General features: G+C 63.4%; 21 protein-coding genes. 6 read left to right on the top strand and 15 right to left on the bottom strand.

Annotation, left to right across the window (positions count from 1 at the left end):
- Positions 1–75: 75 nt before the first annotated feature.
- On the bottom strand, positions 76–1,056 hold the full coding sequence (locus I7X09_RS01370) for a bifunctional riboflavin kinase/FAD synthetase (RefSeq protein ID WP_095970749.1): 981 nt from the start codon (positions 1,054–1,056) through the stop codon (positions 76–78).
- 117 nt (positions 1,057–1,173) lie between these two features.
- Here I7X09_RS01370 and I7X09_RS01375 point away from each other — a divergent pair, with 117 nt between their 5' ends.
- Entirely contained in the window at positions 1,174–1,920 is a 747-nt protein-coding gene (locus I7X09_RS01375) for a metal-dependent transcriptional regulator (RefSeq protein WP_095970650.1), read from the top strand.
- A 10-nt stretch (positions 1,921–1,930) separates the two neighbouring features.
- Here the strand turns inward: I7X09_RS01375 and I7X09_RS01380 are convergent, their stop codons facing one another.
- From I7X09_RS01380 to rimP, 12 genes are all read right to left on the bottom strand, one after another.
- On the bottom strand, positions 1,931–2,407 hold the full coding sequence (locus tag I7X09_RS01380) for a GNAT family N-acetyltransferase (RefSeq protein ID WP_200315205.1): 477 nt from the start codon (positions 2,405–2,407) through the stop codon (positions 1,931–1,933).
- Positions 2,404–3,324 carry a tRNA pseudouridine(55) synthase TruB gene (truB, locus tag I7X09_RS01385; protein WP_200315207.1) on the bottom strand — a complete coding sequence of 307 codons (921 nt, stop codon included), beginning with the start codon at positions 3,322–3,324 and terminating at the stop codon, positions 2,404–2,406. Before truB ends, I7X09_RS01380 begins: the two co-directional genes overlap by 4 nt.
- 24 nt (positions 3,325–3,348) lie before the next feature.
- Positions 3,349–4,008: a 4'-phosphopantetheinyl transferase family protein gene (locus tag I7X09_RS01390; RefSeq protein ID WP_200315209.1), complete on the bottom strand. Its 660-nt coding sequence runs from the start codon at positions 4,006–4,008 to the stop codon at positions 3,349–3,351.
- Positions 4,009–4,021: 13 nt separating this feature from the next.
- On the bottom strand, positions 4,022–4,945 hold the full coding sequence (locus I7X09_RS01395; RefSeq protein ID WP_003942180.1) for a metallophosphoesterase family protein: 924 nt from the start codon (positions 4,943–4,945) through the stop codon (positions 4,022–4,024).
- Positions 4,930–6,333, bottom strand: coding sequence for an MATE family efflux transporter (locus tag I7X09_RS01400; protein WP_234036767.1), 1,404 nt, complete (start codon positions 6,331–6,333; stop codon positions 4,930–4,932). The genes I7X09_RS01395 and I7X09_RS01400 overlap by 16 nt, the downstream gene beginning before the upstream one ends.
- 10 nt (positions 6,334–6,343) lie before the next feature.
- Positions 6,344–7,336 (bottom strand): DHH family phosphoesterase, encoded by a 993-nt coding sequence (locus I7X09_RS01405; protein WP_095970656.1) that lies wholly within the window; start codon positions 7,334–7,336, stop codon positions 6,344–6,346.
- A gap of 12 nt (positions 7,337–7,348) precedes the next feature.
- Positions 7,349–7,828, bottom strand: coding sequence for a 30S ribosome-binding factor RbfA (rbfA, locus tag I7X09_RS01410; protein ID WP_095970657.1), 480 nt, complete (start codon positions 7,826–7,828; stop codon positions 7,349–7,351).
- A gap of 943 nt (positions 7,829–8,771) precedes the next feature.
- Entirely contained in the window at positions 8,772–9,062 is a 291-nt protein-coding gene (locus tag I7X09_RS01415; protein ID WP_003942205.1) for a DUF503 domain-containing protein, read from the bottom strand.
- 113 nt (positions 9,063–9,175) lie between these two features.
- Positions 9,176–12,112, bottom strand: coding sequence for a translation initiation factor IF-2 (gene infB / locus I7X09_RS01420; protein ID WP_095970658.1), 2,937 nt, complete (start codon positions 12,110–12,112; stop codon positions 9,176–9,178).
- A gap of 108 nt (positions 12,113–12,220) precedes the next feature.
- Entirely contained in the window at positions 12,221–12,571 is a 351-nt protein-coding gene (locus tag I7X09_RS01425; RefSeq protein ID WP_095970750.1) for a YlxR family protein, read from the bottom strand.
- 44 nt (positions 12,572–12,615) lie between these two features.
- Positions 12,616–13,647: a transcription termination factor NusA gene (gene nusA / locus I7X09_RS01430; protein ID WP_003942738.1), complete on the bottom strand. Its 1,032-nt coding sequence runs from the start codon at positions 13,645–13,647 to the stop codon at positions 12,616–12,618.
- The gene (gene rimP / locus I7X09_RS01435; RefSeq protein ID WP_200315213.1) at positions 13,644–14,264 is read right to left on the bottom strand and encodes a ribosome maturation factor RimP; all 621 of its coding nucleotides are present in this window, start codon (positions 14,262–14,264) and stop codon (positions 13,644–13,646) included. Before rimP ends, nusA begins: the two co-directional genes overlap by 4 nt.
- Before the next feature lie 271 nt (positions 14,265–14,535).
- Here rimP and I7X09_RS01440 point away from each other — a divergent pair, with 271 nt between their 5' ends.
- Positions 14,536–14,988 (top strand): hypothetical protein, encoded by a 453-nt coding sequence (locus I7X09_RS01440; RefSeq protein WP_200317608.1) that lies wholly within the window; start codon positions 14,536–14,538, stop codon positions 14,986–14,988.
- Complete coding sequence (locus I7X09_RS01445) at positions 14,985–15,440, top strand: ferritin-like domain-containing protein (RefSeq protein WP_124566248.1); 456 nt, start codon at positions 14,985–14,987, stop codon at positions 15,438–15,440. Before I7X09_RS01440 ends, I7X09_RS01445 begins: the two co-directional genes overlap by 4 nt.
- Positions 15,441–15,494: 54 nt before the next feature.
- On the opposite strand, the gene I7X09_RS01450 is transcribed toward I7X09_RS01445, so the two are convergent.
- Positions 15,495–16,919, bottom strand: a complete 1,425-nt coding sequence (locus tag I7X09_RS01450; RefSeq protein ID WP_124566249.1) for an MFS transporter — start codon at positions 16,917–16,919, stop codon at positions 15,495–15,497.
- Positions 16,920–17,002: 83 nt separating this feature from the next.
- On the opposite strand from I7X09_RS01450, the gene I7X09_RS01455 reads away from it, so the two are divergent.
- The 3 genes from I7X09_RS01455 (at position 17,003) to I7X09_RS01465 (ending at position 19,059) form a co-directional block, all read left to right on the top strand.
- Positions 17,003–17,638, top strand: coding sequence for a TetR/AcrR family transcriptional regulator (locus tag I7X09_RS01455; RefSeq protein WP_021333000.1), 636 nt, complete (start codon positions 17,003–17,005; stop codon positions 17,636–17,638).
- 93 nt (positions 17,639–17,731) lie between these two features.
- The gene (locus I7X09_RS01460; RefSeq protein WP_200315215.1) at positions 17,732–18,229 is read left to right on the top strand and encodes a nuclear transport factor 2 family protein; all 498 of its coding nucleotides are present in this window, start codon (positions 17,732–17,734) and stop codon (positions 18,227–18,229) included.
- Complete coding sequence (locus I7X09_RS01465; RefSeq protein ID WP_200315217.1) at positions 18,226–19,059, top strand: SDR family NAD(P)-dependent oxidoreductase; 834 nt, start codon at positions 18,226–18,228, stop codon at positions 19,057–19,059. Before I7X09_RS01460 ends, I7X09_RS01465 begins: the two co-directional genes overlap by 4 nt.
- On the opposite strand, the gene I7X09_RS01470 is transcribed toward I7X09_RS01465, so the two are convergent.
- A complete protein-coding gene (locus I7X09_RS01470) occupies positions 19,021–20,019 on the bottom strand; it encodes a DMT family transporter (RefSeq protein WP_200317609.1) in 999 nt (332 codons plus the stop codon). The genes I7X09_RS01465 and I7X09_RS01470 overlap by 39 nt on opposite strands.
- Between the last annotated feature and the right edge of the window lie 25 nt (positions 20,020–20,044).

Raw genomic sequence — 20,044 nt, forward strand, 5'->3', positions numbered from 1 at the left:
ACTTTCGCCCGCCTGCAGCGAATGTGGCCGCCGCCACTAGCGCAGGACGAACTCAGCCAACGCTGCGCTCTGCGCTCAACCAACGCTGCGCTCTGCATCCTCGCTCAGGATTTCGCGTGCGCGGTCGACATCCCGGTTCATCGCCGCGATGAGCGACTCGATCGAGTCGAACTTTTCCATCCCGCGAATCCTCGAAACGAGGTCTACCGCGACGTGTTGGCCGTACAGGTCGGCTTCGGTGTCGAGAACGTAAGCCTCGACGGTCCGGGTCCGTCCGGAGAAGGTCGGATTGGTACCGACAGACACGGCGGCTTGGTATCGACGTCCGGGAACGACAGTTCCGAGTTCCTCGCCGGCACCGAGCACCGTGAACCACGCTGCGTACACACCGTCCGCCGGAATGGCCGAAAACATCGGCGGCGCAACGTTGGCCGTCGGGAATCCCAACTCACGTCCGCGCTTGTCACCGTGCACGACTACACCTTCGACACGATGTGGACGGCCGAGAGCTTCGGTAGCCGCTTCCATGTCACCTGCGTCGACGCACGAGCGGATGTAGGTCGACGAGAACGTCACCGCATGCTCGGCGAGCAGCTGGACGCCGTCGACGGCGAAGCCGAAGCGAGCGCCCATCTCACGGAGAAGATCGACGTTGCCGAGAGCCTTCTTGCCGAAGGTGAAGTTGTCCCCCACCACCACCTCGGCGACATGCAGACGTTCGACGAGAATTTCGTGGACGTAGCGCTCCGGCGTCAGCTTCATGAAATCAGCGGTGAACGGCATCACGCAGAACACGTCGATGCCCAAATCCTGAGCCAGTTCCGCACGCCGTTGGAGCGTCGTCAACTGGGCCGGATGACTACCCGGCCGCACAACCTCCATGGGATGCGGGTCGAACGTCATCAACACGCTCGGAACACCGCGTTTGCGGGCAGCAGTTACCGCTCTCGCTATCAATTGGGCATGCCCACGATGCACACCGTCGAACACACCGATAGTGAGCACACAACGACCCCAATCGGCCGGAACTTCGTCGAGACCACGCCATCTCAGCACGATTGGCAGCCTACGGGTCCACTGGCGGCGGGTCACGTCGGGACCCGCCCATCGAATCACCGCTGTGCTGCCGCTCACGTACGGAAGTTCCGGATTTCGTAGCCTAAGCTAAGCGTTGTGGCAGCTCACAAGACCGGAACCTCGGAAGCATCATCGACGCCGGATGGCGACAGCACTTCGGCGCACGACGCGGCAATCGACACGCTCGCACTCTCGTCGGTGGCTCAGGACTACCTCAAGGTCATCTGGACGATCCAGGAGTGGTCTCACGAGCGGGTATCCACCAAGCTCCTGTCCGAGAAGATGAACGTCTCGGCCTCGACGGTGTCGGAGGCGATCCGCAAACTCTCGGACCAGGGTCTGGTCGATCACGCTCGCTACGGCTCCATCGCGCTGACGGACAGTGGCCGCGCCGCGGCTGTGTCCATGGTCCGGCGCCACCGGTTGATCGAGACCTATCTGGTTCAGGAACTCGGGTACGGCTGGGACGAGGTCCACGACGAAGCCGAAGTCCTCGAACATGCCGTTTCGGATTTGATGATCTCCCGGATGGACGCCAAACTCGGCTTCCCCGAACGCGACCCGCACGGGGACCCCATTCCCGCCACGGATGGTTCGGTACCGACTCCCCCGGCCCGCCAGCTCAGCGACTTCGCCAACGGCGAACGGGGCCGCGTTGCCCGGATCTCCGATTCCGATCCCGAAATGCTCCGGTACTTCGATTCCGTCGGCGTCAGTCTCGATGTCGAGATCACTGTCGAGGAGCGCCGCGATTTCGCCGGGACCGTGTCCGTTCGACTCGGTGACAGTCCCAACACCATCGACCTGGGAAGCCCAGTCGCTCAAGCAATTTGGCTCGTGTAGTCACAGTCGTTCAGAGCGGCAGCCGGTACCGTCGTTCCACGGGCCGGACGCCGTCTGCCCGCGTCCAGTCGGCAAGTCTCTCGTCGACGTACACCCAGCCTCGACGCTCGTACAGCGCGATCGCCGGAAGAGCGTCGGCGACGACGTCGAGCTCCAGTCCCAACCGACGGTCGACGGCAAAATCCGTCACGGCGTCGAGTAGCGCACCACTGACGCCGCTTCCGCGTGAACCGGGATGAACGAACAGTCGCGACACGGCTATCGTGCCCGCAGTCGTGGGCGCACTTCCGAGCGAGCTGTCGAGGGCGACATGACCGACAACACGGCCGTGACTCTCACCGACCCACGCCTTCACCAGAGTTGGCGAACTGAGCCAACGTCCTGGGATCTGCGGCCATGTGTCCGGATACCCGTCGCGCTCGTGAACCTGCGCCAGCGCATCGACGCAACCGTCGAGGTCGCTTTCGACACGCTGGCGGACGATCATCCGCGTAGCGTCGCCGGCCGCACGACCATCACCGAACTGGCGCGTCGTCCCTTCTCCTGCAAGAGCGCGATCGTGTGACCCGTGGGATCGATGGCCGCACAGATCCCCTTCATCCCGATCGGCTCGAGCCAACGACCCTGACTGATCGCCTCAGCTTCCTCCGCCGTGATCTGTCGATGTGGAAAGGCCGTCTGCGCTGCCTGATCGATGTCGAGGCTCACACCCGGCTCTTCTGCGAGATCTTCAAGTGTGCGCGCGTGTTCGAGAGTGAACGGCCCGACGCGAGTGCGGCGCAATGCCGTCAAATGACCACCGACGCCCAACTCACGACCGAGATCGCGCGCCAACGAACGGATGTACGTTCCGGACGAGCACTCCACCTCGACGTCCAGATCGACGAAGCCTCCCGGGACATCTCGCCGAGCCAGAACGTCGAAAGTCGACACCGTCACCGGGCGCGGCGCCAACTCGACGGTTTCTCCCGCGCGCACCAGAGCATGCGCGCGCTGACCGTCGACTTTGATGGCGCTCACGCTTGCCGGGATCTGCTTGATGTCTCCGGTCAACGTCGCCACGATCGCGGCGATCTCCTCGTCCGTCACCCCCGAGGCATCTGCAGATGTCAGGACCTCGCCCTCGGCGTCGTCCGTATCCGTCGCTGCGCCGAGTCGAATGGTCGCCGAGTACGCCTTGGTGGTCAGTGCCAGGAGACCGAGTAACTTGGTCGCACGCTCGACGCCGAGAACGAGAACACCGGTCGCCATGGGATCGAGCGTTCCGGCGTGTCCCACCTTGCGGGTGTTCAACAACTTGCGGCATCGCGCGACCACGTCGTGGCTGGTGATACCCGCCTCTTTGTCGACGATCAGGATTCCGGCGCCGACAAGACCGGAGGAAGGCTTTTCACGAGCTGACACGTGTGTCGATTCTGCCAGTCGCGCTCACTGCACCGAAATTGCCGTCAGGATGAGCCCGTCCGACACCAACCACCTGCCGTCGAAAGAGGTGAGCGGCGGACCGGACGTCGCCTCACCGGGGACGAGCAGACGCGAAGTGAAGGTCCCGGAAGTTTCCGACTCCGCCTCGAAGGTGATGTGGGCGTCCTCGAACCCCAACCATCGGCCGGTGAGCGGGAACCACGCCTTGTAGGTGGCTTCCTTCGCGCAGAAGAGCACTCGATCCCAGTGCACCGGACCGCCGGTTGCCTGAGCGCCCAGCCACGTTCGTTCCGCTTCGATGCTGACCGCGGGCAATACCCCGTCCGGCAGTGGACCGTGTGGTTCGGCGTCGATCCCGAGTGAGCGGACCTGCATGGAGTACGCCAGCACAGCGCCGCGGTAGCCGTCGCAATGGGCGAGGCTCCCGACCACTCCCTGCGGCCACAGCGGGGCGCCACGCTCGCCGCGCATGACTGCGGCAGACGGAACACCGAGCTTGCCCATCGCCTGACGCGCGAGATGCCGAGTAGTCACGAATTCGCGACGACGCTTCTCGACGGCACGGCCGATCAACGCCTCCTCGCTGGGGTGCGGAACCAGACCGGGCGGATCGACGAAGGCCTCGGCCGTCGCGACTCCACCGGGAAGAATCTGTTCGATCACGTAGCGATACCTCTCAGCGTCCGGCGCGCATGCGCTCGACTTCGGCTTCCTGCTCCGGCGTGACCTTGAAGTGGCCACCCCACTTGTTGAGCGTTCCCGGCGGGTACTCCGGAACGGGAAGAATCTGACGTAACAGCTTCTCCGGCAGTCCGCGCCGACGCCATTCGCGCGGGTATCCGAGTGAAACTTCCTCGAAGCGGACGCCGTCGTAGTAGGTGGTTCGAGGAATGTGCAGGTGCCCGTACACCGAGCACACCGCGTTGTACTTGACGTGCCAGTCGGCGGTCGCGGTGGTTCCGCACCACAATGCGAACTCCGGATACATGAGCACGTCAGTCGGCTGCCGGACCATCGGGAAATGGTTCACGAGAACGGTTTTCGTGCCTTCGGGAAGTGCGTCCAGCCGTGCCTGGGTGTACTCGATCCTCGCGCGGCACCACGCGTCGCGCGTCGCATACGGCTGAGGTGAAAGTAGGAACTCGTCGGTGGCGACGACGTTCTTGTCCCGCGCGATCTCGAGTCCGTGTTCCTTGTCCCGCGCACCTTCCGGCAGGAAGGAGTAGTCGTAGAGAAGGAACATCGGGACGACCGTGACCGGACCCTCGTCTCCCTCCCACACCGGGAACGGGTCCTCGGGTGTGATGACGTCGAGTTCGCGGCACATGTTAACCAGGTACTCGTACCGCGGCGCTCCGTGAATCTGAACCGGGTCCTTGGCGGTCGTCCACAGTTCATGGTTCCCCGGAATCCAGATGACTTTTGCGAATCTGCTTCGCAGGAGCTTCAAAGCCCACCGGATGTCGTCCGTCTTCTCCGAGACGTCACCGGCGAGGATGAGCCAGTCGTCAGGCGAATCCGGAAACAGCTCTTCCGTCATCGGCTTGTTGCCGTTGTGACCGACGTGAATGTCGCTCACCGCCATCAACTTTGCTGCCACGATCCCTCTGCTTCCTCAGTTGAACTTCCGCGCCTCGCCGTCGCCGGACCTGTCACGGCCCACTTGCCGGAAAACGCGCGCCACGACACCGCGACCATCCGAAGTACTACGAACACGGTAAGCCCTGCCCAAATTCCGGCCAGCCCCCAGTCGTAGGCGAGGGAGAGCCAGATCGCGGGCAGAAACCCGAGAACTGCGCAGAGCATGGTCGCGTTGCGTAGGAACACCACGTCGCCGGCACCGAGCAGAACACCGTCGAGGGCGAACACAATTCCCGCGACCGGCATGATCGCGACGAAGAACCACCACGCGATCGACATTTGACCGAGCACCTCGGCGTCGGACGTGAAGAGACCGGGGATCACGGAGTGGCCGGCGGCGAAGAAGATCGCGAGCACCACGGCGAAAACCGTCGACCACGCGGTGATCCGCCAGGTCATCCTCTTCGCCGCGGCTGCGTACCCACCGCCGAGTGCTGCTCCGATGAGCGTCTGAGCTGCGATCGCCAAGGAATCGAGAAGGAGCGAAACCAGGTTCCACAGTTGGAGGACCACTTGATGTGCACCGACGACAGCTGCACCGAACCTCGACGCCACCGCGGCCGCCGAGACGAAACAAGCTTGGAACGCGAGGCTGCGCAGAATCAGGTCACGGCCCATCAGCATCTGCGCCCGCATGATCGCAAAATGTGGTCGAGCCGAGACCGGTTCACGAAAGAGCGCCCAGGCGAACAGAACACCCGAGACACTCTGGCCCACCAGATTCGCGACAGCCGATCCTTCGAGTTCCATTCGGGGAGCACCGAGCAATCCGTGCACCAGAATCGGGCACAACACCGCAGAAATACCCAGGCCGACAAGGACGAACCGCAGCGGTCGCACCGTGTTCTGAACGCCGCGCATCCAGCCGTTTCCAGCCAGGGCTACCAGGATGAGCGGAACACCCAATACCGCTATCCGAAGCCAACTTTCCGCAGCCGCGGCGATGTCGGGAGTACCGGCCACTGCCGACGTCAACGGGCCCGCGATCACCTGCACGATCACTACCAAGGCCAAGCCGATCGCGGCTGCCAGCCAGGTCGCCTGAACGCCCTCGCCCACCGCGTCGCGCTCGCGGCCCGCTCCGTGCAGCCGCGCGGCGCGCGCCGTCGTGCCGTACGACAAGAAGGTCAGCTGCGTACTCACCAACGACAGGATCAGACCACCGACCGCCAACCCGGCCAGCGGAAGCGCCCCGAGTCGGCCGACCACGGCGATGTCGAACAACAGATAGAGGGGTTCAGCCGCCAGCACCCCGAGTGCCGGAAACGCCAGGGAAAAGATTCGTCGTCCAGTGACGTCGAACTCAGCTGCCGAAGATCTCGCCGAGGTGGCGGCAGACTCGCTCAATGCCGCGGATTCAGCCGAGTGCCGCGACGAGCGCGGCAACAATCTCGTCGCTGGACGTGGTCGACGTGTATCCGGCCGACAGCCGATGCCCGCCGCCACCGAGACTTTCAGCGACCGCCGACACGTCGATCGCCGACTTTGCACGCAACGAGATCGACCAGCTTCCGGAAACCGACTCTTTGAGTACAGCGGCAACTTCGGCTTCCGAAGTGGTTCGCACGATATCGACGACGCTCTCGATCTCCTCGGAGCGAAGATCGCCGATGTCACTGCGTCGAATCACTGCGTACACCAGTCCACGGCCGGCGGCGGCGTCCGGAATCAACACTGCGGACCCGAGTACCGAACCCAGCATCGGCAACCACCCGAACGGATGGGTGTCGAGCAGCTTTCGCGCAATCGCGTCGCCGTCGATGCCCGTCGCCAGCAAACGCGCCGCGAGCACATGTGGAAGCGGACCTCCCCACCGGAAGGAGCCGGTGTCGGTGACCAGTCCGGCATAGAGACAGTGCGCGATATCGCGATCGATCGCGACTCCCCACGCATCGAAGAATCGTGCGATGAGTGCCGTCGTCGAAGCCGCGGTTTCGTCGACCACGTTGATGGTTCCGAACTCCGAATTGGAGCGATGGTGATCGAGAACGATCGTGCGACGTGCGCCGGTGAGTCGACTCGCCAACTCACCGAGCCGCCCCTCGCTCCCGACGTCCACGGTCACCAGCACATCGACGTTTTCCCGAACGTCGATGGGAGCCACGAGCAGGTGCACACCGGGGAAATCACGCATCGACTCGGGCAGCGCCGACGGCCGGCTGAACGCGACCTGAACCGAAACTCCCCGACGCTCGAGGACGAGGCCGAGTGCAAGTCCACTACCGATCGTGTCCGCATCCGGCTGCACGTGGCAGAGAATCGTCACCGAGTGTGCTGCTTCGAGCACCTCGGCCACCTGAGCGAATTTCGCCGCGCAGGGGTCGACGTCCGAAAGTGCGGTGATCGTCATTCTCGGTGCGCGTCAGTCGGCTTCACGAACATCTGGAGACGCCGCGTCTTCGTCCGCAGCCACTCGCGGTTCCTTGTACGGATCTGCATCTCCGGCGGGCTGTGCGTTCTCACGAGCCTTGGCGACCTCGTCGTCGGCGGCCTTGGCCCGGGCCAACAGCTCTTCCATATGACGCGCGGTGTCGGGAACGGTATCGGCGACGAAGGTCAGAGTGGGAGTGAACCGGACTCCGGTTCCGGCGCCGACCTTCGAGCGCAGAACACCCTTGGCCTTCTCCAGACCCGCAGCGGCAGCTTCCACGTCGGGCGCGGAATCGACCTTCTCACCCATGACGGTGTAGTACACCGTCGCGTCGTGCAGATCATTGGTGACCTTGGTGTCCGTGATGGTGACGAATGCGAGCCGCGGATCCTTGATCTCGTGATCGATCGCCGTCGCGACGATGGTTCCGATACGCTTTGCCAGCTTGCGTGCCCGGGCTGGATCTACCATGACTGTCAGTCTCCTCTACCTGGCCACTCGAATCGAGGTGACTCGATCGATCAAAGTTCTGGTTAACAAGAATTATTACCGACAACAGTCTCGTCCATCGGCTACCCGGCAACCAAATCACCATCCACCCGCGCCTGCCGGACCCACAGCACAGACCGATCGGCCTTTTGTTGGTAACGTCCGGTCGATGACGCGATCAAGAATCACCGCATCGATAATTTCCGGAGGACTCGTTGCGACTGCACTACTTTGCTCGCCGGCAATCGCGTCGGCCGACCACAGCGAGTTCACACCGCTTCCATTGACATATTCGTTGGGAAGGAACAACACCCTTCCTTGTAGCGGACAACTCACGGGCTACGTCCAAACCCCGCACGACCGTCCAGGCATTGCAGTCGTTTCAGTCTCCTGGACTTCCTTTTTCGACAGCCCGTGTTCGATCACCGCCTATGTCAATTATTCGAACCGCGACACTCACACCGGTGGAACCAGAGCAATCGACTTGACGCACATCTCTGACGGATCCGGTTCGCTGCGGGGTGAATCGAGCCGCCAGATATCCATTGAGGTCGGGTCGGGCAACGCGGGCCTCAATCTGACCAGCGAATCGCTCACATCAACCTTGATCGATCCGGGCGCGTCTACCGTGCGCTTCGTAGTGGCATGAAGTAGTGCGCCGCCTACAGGGAGGTCCTCGCCAAGAGCGCCCCGCGAATCACGCGCTTCTGGACCGGATCTGCCCGACGCAGGCGCGGACCGGGTGAAAGCGCTGACCGCTCCTGTAAAGATCGGCGTTGCACAGAGTGGAACCGAGATTGCGCGGAAGATACGCGACGCGGCCGACACAGTCGCACTTGGTCCCGTAGACGCCTAATCCCTTGCCAACCAACTCGTTTCGGTACGCCGTCTCGAGGAGCGGCTCACCGACACCGACCAGTGACACTCAGTCTTCCGGGCCGAAGATTCGCCTTCGCACAGCCAGCAACTGAATCTCCGGACGCTCGGCCACCGCCCGCTCACAATGATCGAGAACATCGTGCAGGTGATCGACGGACGAACTGACCACACCGACGCCCACGAGCGCTCGACGCAGGCGTCCCTGCTCCCCCGCCTCCGCTGCACTCACACCGAATCGACGGAGTTCCGTCAGGATCGGCGACAACATCGAACGCTTTTCCTTGAGTGAGTGGACATCACCGAAAAGGATGTCGAACTCCAGTGCCCCTACAAACATTTTCCCCCTAGACAGAGCCGAATGGACCCTTCCGGACTTGTATGTTCAAGTCCGGAAGAGTCCATGTCAGCTAGTACTCACGTGCGTCCGCCCCAACGCCCGTGTCGACATAATCAGTCGCGCGGCTTCTCGCGAAGCTCGTAGCACTCGAGAACGTCACCGATCTTGATATCGGAGTAGGTGACGGTCAAACCACATTCGTAGCCTTCGCGAACCTCGGTAGCGTCTTCCTTCTCCCGTTTGAGCGAGGAGATGGTGACCGTCTCGGCGATGACCTTGCTGTCGCGGATGAGACGTGCCTTGGCGTTGCGACGGATGCTGCCCGAGGTGACCAAGCAACCGGCAATGTTGCCGATCTTGGACGAACGGAACATGGCGCGAATCTCTGCCTTGCCCAGCTCGACCTCTTCGTACACCGGCTTGAGCAGGCCCTTGAGTGCCTTCTCGACCTCGTCGATGGCCTGGTAGATCACCGAGTAGTAGCGAATGTCGACGCCCTCGCGGTTCGCCAGCTCCGTTGCCTTGCCTTCGGCGCGGACGTTGAAGCCGATGATGATCGCGTTGGACGCAGCAGCCAGGTTGACGTTGGTTTCCGTGATGCCACCGACACCGCGGTCGATGACGCGCAACTGCACCTCGTCGTCGATCGGAATGCCGAGGAGAGCCTCTTCGAGAGCCTCCACGGTTCCCGAGTTGTCACCCTTGAGAATCAAGTTCAGCTGCGAATGTTCCTTCAGAGCTGCATCGAGATCGTCGAGGCTGATGCGCTTACGACTCTTCGCTGCAAGCGCGTTGCGCTTACGTGCGTTGCGACGGTCCGCGATCTGGCGAGCGATACGGTCCTCGTCGACCACGAGCAGGTTGTCGCCTGCACCGGGGACCGACGTGAAGCCGATGACCTGGACCGGACGTGAAGGCAGTGCCTCGTGGACGTCCTGACCGTGCTCGTCCACCATGCGGCGGACGCGGCCGTAAGCATCGCCGGCAACGATCGAGTCGCCGACCCGCAGCGTTCCGCGCTGAATGAGCACGGTAGCGACGGGGCCGCGGCCACGGTCGAGGTGCGCCTCGATGGCAACACCCTGAGCGTCCATGTCCGGGTTGGCGCGCAGATCCAGGGAAGCATCGGCCGTCAACAGCACTGCTTCGAGCAGTGCGTCGATGTTGAGACCCTGCTTCGCCGAGATGTCGACGAACATGGTGTCTCCGCCGTATTCCTCGGCCACCAGTCCGTACTCGGTGAGCTGCTGCCGGATCTTGTCCGGGTTCGCGCCTTCCTTGTCGATCTTGTTCACCGCGACCACGATCGGCACGTCGGCCGCCTGGGCGTGGTTGATCGCTTCCACCGTCTGCGGCATGACGCCGTCGTCGGCTGCGACGACAAGGATCGCGAGGTCGGTGGCCTTGGCACCACGAGCACGCATGGCCGTGAAGGCCTCGTGACCCGGGGTGTCGATGAACGTCACGAGACGCTCGTTGCCCTCGAGCTCGGTCAGCACCTGGTAGGCACCGATGTGCTGCGTGATGCCGCCGGCTTCGCCCTCACGGACATTCGCCTTACGGATCACGTCGAGCAGACGGGTCTTACCGTGGTCGACGTGGCCCATGACGGTGACCACAGGCGGACGGGACTCGAGGTCCTCTTCTCCGCCGGCGTCCTCGCCGTAGGTGAGGTCGAAGCTGTCGAGCAGCTCGCGATCCTCGTCCTCCGGGCTGACGACCTGCACGACGTAGTTCATTTCGCCGCCGAGCAGCTCCAGCGTCTCGTCGTTGACCGACTGAGTTGCCGTGACCATCTCACCGAGGTTGAACAACGCCTGCACGAGTGCTGCGGGGTTCGCATCGATCTTGTCCGCGAAGTCCGACAGCGATGCGCCGCGAGCGAGACGGATGGTCTCGCCGTTGCCGCGTGGCAGCCTGACGCCGCCGACTGCGGGAGCCTGCATGCTTTCGTACTCGGCGCGCTTCGCCCGCTTCGACTTACGTCCACGGCGAACTGCTCCACCGGGACGACCGAATGCACCTGCCGCTGCGCCGCGCTGACCGGGACGGCCACCGCCGCCGGGACGACCGCGGAATCCACCGGCCGGAGCTGCTCCACCGGGAGCACCTGCACCAGCACCGGCGCCGGGAGCGCCGCCGCCGCGGTATCCACCGCCGCCGCCACCCGGACGACCACCGGGAGCGCCACCGGGACGACCCGGACGTCCGCCGCCACCTGGCGCGGGACGAGCGGAACGAGCAGGCATTGCACCCGGGTTCGGGCGAGGAGGCATGGAGCCGGGGCTCGGGCGAGGTCCGCCCTGACCTGCAGGCGGACGAGGTCCACCCTGGCCGGGAGCCGGACGGGGACCGCCCTGACCCGGAGCCGGACGAGGTCCACCCTGGCCGGGAGCCGGACGGGGACCGCCCTGACCCGGAGCCGGACGAGAACCGCCCTGGCCTGCACCCGGACGCGGTGCGCCGGGAGCGGGACGAGGTGCCGGACGCTCGGCGGGAGCCGAGGAGTACGGGTTGTTACCGACGCGAGGTGCCTTCGGTCCCGGACGCGGTCCGCCGGGCTTTGCGCCGGTGGACGGTGCTGCCGGAGCCGCGGGGGCTGCCGGAGCCGACGCTGCGGGCGCAGCCGGAGCCGGACGTGCCGGCTGTGCTGGTTTCGGAGCGTTGAACGTCGGGGTGGGGACCGGCGCCGACGGTGCTGCCGGAGCAGCAGCTGCGGGGGCTGCCGGTGCCGGAGCTGCGGGAGCCGCCGGTGCGGGTGCGGCCGGCTTGGGGCCGGGACGCGGGGCACCGGGCTTTGCAGCTGACGGCGACGGTGCGCCTGGCTTTGCCGCGGGCCGAGCCGCCGGAGCGGCTGCGCCGGTCTCGGACTTGGTTTCTGCTCCGCCTGCCGACGGGAATGACTCCCGCAGACGACGGGCGACGGGCGCCTCCACTGTGGATGACGCGGACTTCACGAACTCGCCTTGCTCCTTGAGCGTTGCGAGTAGTTCCTTGCTGGTGACACCGAGTTCTTTAGCCAACTCGTGCACGCGGGCCTTGCCTGCCACTGCTCTCCTCACTGATGAGGTCGAGCAGGAGGCATCCCACAGATGTGGGTCCCGCACGACCTCGGGTTATCGCCGATGGACGTTCATCGTTGGTGCTTCACGGTGTGCTCATGAGTGCTTGTGCCTGTTCTTCTCGAGAGGTACTGCTTTTGTGTGAACTGCGTCGACCAGCTGGTCGACAGCGGACGTGTCCAGATTTCCGGACACTCGCAGTGCTCTGCTGAATGCTCGGCGCCGCTCTGCCAGGCTCAGACAACTCGGATCCAGGTGCAGCCATGCACCTCGACCGGGGAGTCTTCGCGATACGTCGGGGATCAGCGGGGAACCCTCCGGCCCCTGCTCACCAACCACGACCCTCAACAGATCGACAGCCGACCCTTGTTCCCTGCACCCCACGCACGTTCTGACCGGCGAACCGGGTTTCACGCGCGCAGAATCCGAGGACTCACGTCGAACCATTGTCCACTCTACCGCCGAACCGTCTCGATCACTGCATTCCACCGTTATCCGTTGGACGTGGCGGGCCGGTCGGACGCGTCACCAACGGGTGCCGCATCGCTACGAATGTCGATACGCCAACCCGTCAACCGCGCAGCCAGACGGGCATTTTGACCCTCTTTTCCGATGGCCAACGAAAGCTGGAAATCGGGCACGATGACACGGGCTGCACGAGCTTCGGGATCGACGACAGTGACGGAGACCACTTTCGACGGGGAAAGTGCGTTGCCCACAAACGTCGCGGGATCTTCGTCGAAGTCGATGATGTCGATCTTCTCCCCCGCGAGTTCACTCATGACGTTGCGGACGCGCTGACCCATCGGGCCGATGCATGCACCCTTTGCGTTGAGCCCCTGCACGCGTGAGGCAACGGCGATCTTGGAACGATGTCCCGCTTCGCGCGCGACGTTGATGATCTCGACACTGCCGTCCGCGATCTCCGGAACCTCGAGTGCGAACAATTTGCGAACCAGGTTCGGGTGAGTCCGCGAGAGGGTGATCTGCGGGCCACGGGCGCCGCGAGCAACTCCGACGACGTAGCACTTGATGCGCTCACCGTGCTCGTAATTCTCGCCGGGAACCTGTTCTGCAGGCGGCAACAATCCTTCTGCGCCATTGGATTCGCTGCCGATGCGCACAACGACCATCCCGCGAGAGTTTGCACGCGTGTCACGCTGAATGACACCGCCGACGATTTCACCCTCATGGGTGGAGAACTCACCGAAACTGCGCTCGTGCTCGGCGTCGCGCAAACGCTGCAGAATGACCTGGCGTGCGGTGGTAGCCGCAATGCGTCCGAATCCTTCGGGAGTGTCGTCCCACTCCTCACCGATCATGTTGCCGTCGGCATCGGTGTCGTGCGCCATTACTCGCACCGAACCGGTCTTGATGTTGACATCGATCCGAGCGTTCTGCTTGTGCCCCTCGGTGTGGCGGTACGCCGTCAGCAGCGCGGTCTGGATCGTGGCAATCACAGTTTCGATCGAAACGCCCTTTTCGGCTTCGATCGCTCGCAACGCTGCAATGTCGATATTCACTTGTCGAACCCTTCTTCGTTTTCTACGTCTTCTAATTCTGCTTCGTCGTCTTCGACACTGTCCACGCCCGAGTCATCGGTGAGGTCAACCGCATCCGAGGGAACTGCACGCCCCTCCGGGATGCCGCCCGCGAGTTCCAACTCCGCCTCACTGGGCTTCGAGAACTCCACCTGAACTACGGCCTTCTGAACGTCGTCCAGAGCAATCTCGCGCACGGTCAGCCCGCCGCGGCCACCGATGACAACCGCCACGGAATCGTCGTTCAACGTTCCGACACGGCCCACCACGGTCTCGCCGGCCAGATCGATACGCGCTTTACGTCCGCGGGCCCGACGCCAGTGACGCTCGAGCGTCAGCGGGCGATCGATTCCCGGAGAGGTCACCTCGAGGGTGTACGGCGTTTCACCGATTTCCTCGAGGCTGTCGAAAAGTTCCGAAACGAGTCTGCTGATCTCTGCGGCGGCATCGAGTTCGATCCCGGCATCGCTGTCGACCATGATGCGCACCGCGCTGTGCTTGCCCGCACTGGTCACGACAACGTCCTCGACGTCGTAACCCTGGGCGTGCACGAGTTCGGAGATCAGCTCGATCACCCTCTCCCTGGATGGCACCGGCATCTCGCGAACTCCTCATTTCAGTTGTCGTCGATTGTCCGACTTGTGTCGACTGTCGGCGTGGGCGGCTGCGAGCATGAAAAGACACCAGGTGCCACATGCTGCAAGCATCCAAGAGTACCGCTCATTGCGCGTCTCCGTGACCAGAGTGCCCGACGCACGTCACACTTGAACACGACGCGCGGATTCGAACGATCGGCCGACCACCTGGCACGATGGACTGGTGCTGACGCCCATGACTACTACCCCACTCTCTCGGCGGAGTGCGCTCAAGATGACGGGAACCGCAGCAGCGTTGGGCGCTGCAGCCTTCTCGTTGTCCGCCTGCACCGACGACGGCACAGCGGAGGCGGCTGCAGAAGTCGACCAGCTGACGGCCCAGGCCGAGCGAGCTCGCGCCGACGCTGCCGCCGCAACCGCCGCGATCGCACTCGCACCGGACAAGTCGGCATCACTGACCACGATCAGCGCCGAACGCACAGCGCATGCACTCGAACTCGACGCCGAGATTGCACGAGCAGCGGGCGGCGCCGCCGCTACGACCACAGCACCCCCCTCGACCTCGGTCGCAAACGCTCCTACCGGCGTCGAATCCTTGAGTACCTCGCTGGCTGATTCGGCGCGCAGTGCCGCGGATCTCGCTCGAACGATGTCCGGCTATCGCGCGGGCCTGCTCGGTTCGATCAGCGCGTCGTGCTCGACTCAGGTTGCGGTGTTGCTTCCGTGATCACTTCGCACACCCGTCGATCCGAGAGTTCCGCCTTGCTGACCGCGATCGAATCAGAGAATGCCGCGATCTTCGCTTACGGAGTGGTTGCCGCGTTTTCGAATCCTGCCCGTGTCAACGAAGTTGCCACACATACGGCCGCGCACCGCGCGCGACGTGATGCGCTGGTTGCCCTGTCGACCGACGCGGGCGAGACCCCACCGACAGCCGCGGCAGCCTACGAGATTCCGTTCCCGGTGACGGACGCCGTTACCGCGGCACAACTGGCAGCGCAGATCGAATCCGACACCGCCGTGACCTACCGGGCATTCGTCGAACAGGTCGATACCGACCAACTCCGCACGTTCGGAATCGACGGCCTCACCGATGCGGCAATCCGCGGCGCCGGATGGCGGTCCGCGCTGGGAACGGCTCCGGCCACCTCAGCCTTCCCGGGGGACCCGACTTCATAACTGCTGTGCGCCTTTATTAACCGCCGGGGGTTGATAAAGGCGCACAGCAGTAGCTCAGGCCTTTCGATGCGAGGGCACGAACCACGCCGCGACCACGGCCACCAGCACGAAGCAACCGCCGACGCGCAGCGCGGGTGTCAGGGCGTCGCCGTAGCCAAGCGGGGTGAGCGCACCACCGGCGGCAAGGAAGACCGCTGTGAGAACCGCGATTCCCAGTGCGACACCGATCTCGCGAAGCGTCGAGTTGGTCGAACTGGCCGTTCCGTGATCAGGCTCGTCCATATCGACGAGGACAGCGGTGGAACTCGGCGCGAAGGTCAGGCCCATGCCGATACCCGCCATCAGTAGAGCCGGAACCAGCGAACCGTACGTCACGTCGGGACCGATCAACGCGGCCAACCAGAACAATGCTCCGGCCTGGAGCAGCAGACCGGTCAGCAGAAGTGAACGGAGCCCGACCTTCGGCGCCAGAAAACCGGCGAGAGGCGCGAAGATCATCGGTGCCGCCGTCCACGGAAGCGTCCGCAGGCCTGCTTGGAACGGGCTGTAGCCCATCACGATCTGGAGGTACTGAGACAGCAGGAACACCGCTCCGAAGATTCCGATCGAGAAGGTCAAGCCGATGACGTTCGCCATCGAGAAACTGCGTGAGCGGAACAGACGTAGGGGCATCACCGGATGTGACGTCTTCATCTCGCGAAGAACGAAGAGCGCCAAGGCGACTGCGGAACCGACCAACGACGCAACCACTCCGAACGATCCCCAGCCGTCGTCGTTGCCGTGAACGATTCCCCACACCGCCAGAAACACACCCAGCCCGGCGAGTGCGACACCGGGAAGGTCGAGAGGTTGTGTGCGACCGGTCGATTCACGCAACGCATACAACGCAAGAGGAACAGCAACGATCGCCACCGGCACGTTGATCCAGAAGATCCCCTGCCACGAGAACCCGTCGACTACCGCTCCACCGACCACGGGACCCATCGCGATTCCCAGGCCGGAGACACCACCCCACACGCCGATTGCCATGGCGCGCTTGGCTTCCGGTACCGCTGCGACGAGGAGGGTCAGCGAGAGGGGCATGATCGCGGCAGCACCGGCGCCCTGGAAGGCTCGGGCCGCAATCAGCAAGCCCGGGGTTGTGGACAGCGCCGAAGCGATCGATGCCGCCGTGAACAGCCCGATTCCGAACACGAACATACGGCGGCGACCCCACCGATCGCCGAGCGTCGTCGCCGAAAGCATCAGCGTCGCAAAGCAGAGCGTGTACGCATTCATGAACCACTGGAGTTGCCCGACGGACGCGTTCAGTTCCTTCTCGATCACCGGCAGCGCGCTCGTCATGACGAGGTTGTCGAGGGTGGCCATGAACATGGGCAGAGAGGCAGCAACCATCGCGATCGCGATCGGAACCTTACGTCCTCCACTGCTTTCCGACCCGGATGCGGCGTCCGATCCGGACTTCGTCAAAACGGTCATCGCGATTCCTCGAATGAAGGTGCCTTAAGGCATTGAATGATTACTTAAGTCGAAACTAAGCTATCCGGTGATAACGTGTCAACATGTCGATCGGTGCAGCTGAACCACGTACCCGCAGGATGAGCGCACCGGAACGTCGCGCACTGGTCCTTGCCGCGGCAACGCGAGCGTTCGCAAAGGGCGGATATTCCGGCACCAGCACGGACGCCGTGGCCAAGGAAGCCGGCGTCTCGCAGCCGTACGTCGTGCGCATGTTCGGAACCAAGGCCGATTTGTTCCACGCGGTGTTCACGCGCGCGCTCGACGAAATCGTCCGCACCTTCAACGACAAATTGGACACCGTCACAATCGATCCGAGCAATCCGCAGTTCTGGGCCGAACTCGGATCCGCCTACGGCGAGCTGGTTCTCGACCGGGATCTACTGCTTGTCATGTTGCACGGCTTCGCAACCAGCACCGACGACGTCGCCGCGGTGTCCCGGAACGCCATGTCCGGCATCTACACCTTGCTGCGTGAGCGGACCGGTTGCACGCCCGAGCAAGCGCGCTTGTTCATCGCGAACGGCATGCTGATCAACAATCTGCTCGCGATGATGGCACCCGAGCACGCCGAAGAAGATCCGGCCCTCGGCGAACTGTGGGGCAGCGTCTTCAGCGACTCGACTGCAATCACTCTCACCGGCGACGAATCCTCGAGCGAAACCGACACCGTTTCCTGACCGGTCACTGGGAAAAACTACACACATGTGACTGAGGACACCCTACAGTCGATCCGACATGTCTCCGGGAAACCCAGACGAAAAGGACCGACGGTGGATCTCGCACAACGCCTCGACGCGCTCGAACAGATCGAGGAAATCAAGAAGCTCAAACATGGCTACTGGCGAGCCTGTGACGCCAAGGATCCGGTTCGGTTCCGCAGCAGCTTCATCCGTTCAGGAGCATCGATCGACTACGGCCGCCTCGGCTCGTTCGACGACGCCGGGCCGATGGCGGACATCTTCGAGAAGATCGCTCTTCGGAAGATCGACGGCCGGTACGCGGTCCTCGACATGCATCACGGATTGCATCCCGACATCGCACTGACCTCGGAGACGTCGGCGGTGGGGCGATGGACCCTGCAGTTCCGCCAGATCGACACTGTCGGGCGCACCGAGAAGTTGATGACCGGCGAATACGACGACAAATACGTGATCGAGGACGGTGTGTGGAAAATGAGTCAATGCCATTTCACGGAGACGTGGTCGATTACGACCCCCCTGTCCCCGGACGCTGATATCGCCGAGGGTTCGTTGGGTGGGCTGCGATGACGACGAACGGAAAAGTTGCGCTCGTAACCGGAGCCAGCCGGAGCGTCGGCAAGGGCATTGCCCTCGCCCTGGGAAGCGACGGCTGGACGGTGTACGTGACGGCGAGAGGAACCGTCGGCGCCGACAGCCCCCTCGATCGCACCGCAGCGGAGATCACCGAACGCGGTGGTCACGGCATTGCCGTGCAGTGCGATCACGCCGACGATCAACAGATCGTCGACCTGTTTGCACGTATCGCCGAGGAACAGTCCGGCCGCCTCGATCTTCTGGTCAACAACGTCTGGGCCAATCCGGCGGGCTATGCAGGCTTCGCCGATCCGTTCTGGAAGAGGCCGATCGACGATTGGGATTCGCTGATCGGGATCGGCCTGCGCGCTCACTACGTTGCTTCGGTGGAAGCGGCGAAGTTGATGGTTCCCCGAGGCAGTGGAGTGATCGGCAACATCTCGTCGTTCGGGACCCGCGGGTACCTGCACTCTGTGCTGTACGGGATGTCGAAGGCAGGCCTGGACAAGATGGCCGCGGACATGGCTGTCGAATTGAAGGGAACCGGCGTCACCGCACTTTCCTTCTGGCTCGGGTTGATCCGCAACGAGCGGATGGAGGCGAGTGGGATCGAGAGCTTCGAAGGCTTCTCACTGGCCGAGGCCGAAACCCCGGAGTTCGTCGGCCAAGTCATCACTGCATTGGCCAACGATCCGGAAGTGAACGCGCGAAGCGGTCACACACTGATCACGGCGGAGACAGCCGTCGAGTACGGAATCACCGACGCCAACGGGAAACAACCTGCGTCACACCGCAGTGCCTTCGGTGGCGGCCCGCTTTTCTGAATCATCGGTGGCAGTAGACGCGTCGCGTGCCGGCACAGCACGCGGCGCTGCCACTCGGGCCTTCAGGGCAAGCCAGGCACACCCGATGACGACGACGCCGCCGGCCACGATCGAGGGTGACAACGCCTCACCGAGTATGAGCGCCGACCAGGCAATGCTGAGCACCGGTTGAACCAACTGTGTTTGGCTCACTGTGGAAATGGGGCCGATCGCCAGACCTCGGTACCAGGGAAAGAATCCGAGAAACATACTCACGCATCCCAGGTACGCAAACGAAAGCCACGAGTTGATATCGGCAGAGACCGGAGCCTGTGCCATGGACGCAACCGTCAACGCAATCGTGACCGGCAGTCCGAGAATCAATGCCCAGGCAATCGTCTGCCACGACCCGATCTCGCGGGCCAGCAACGCACCTTCCGAATATGCCAGCGCTGCACAGACAACCGCGGCGAACAGAAGAAGATCAGCGAGATGGAACGAGCCGAGTCCGCCGTTGGCGACGGCCACGAATCCGACGACGGACACCGCACCGGCGGCGCTCGCCCACCAGAATCCCTTACTGGGACGCTCTTTTCCTCGAACGACGGCAAATACCGCAGTCGCCGCGGGAAGCAACCCAATCACGACTGCCGCGTGACTCGCCGGCGAGGTCTGCAATGCAAACGTGGTGAACAGTGAAAACCCCAGTACTGCACCAACGGTCACGAGTGCGATGCGCAACCATTGCCGAAGTGTCGGAAGCGTCGCGCGAGTAACCGACAGCATCACAATCGCAAGGGCTCCGGCGACGACGGCGCGGCCCGCACCGACGAACAGTGGGTCGAGATCCTCGACGGCGACCCGCGTGAGCGGAACGGTGAACGAGAACGCCAGCACTCCGAGCAATCCCCACAACAAACCGGATCGTGACGATGCCACCGGTAGCGGTGCCTGTGACGCAACGATAGCGCTACTCTTCATACTCATGTTCAACGATAGCAGTAGC

The sequence above is a fragment of the Rhodococcus sp. P-2 genome (genome assembly GCF_016598535.1).
In the GTDB taxonomy this organism is placed as follows: domain Bacteria; phylum Actinomycetota; class Actinomycetes; order Mycobacteriales; family Mycobacteriaceae; genus Rhodococcus_F; species Rhodococcus_F baikonurensis.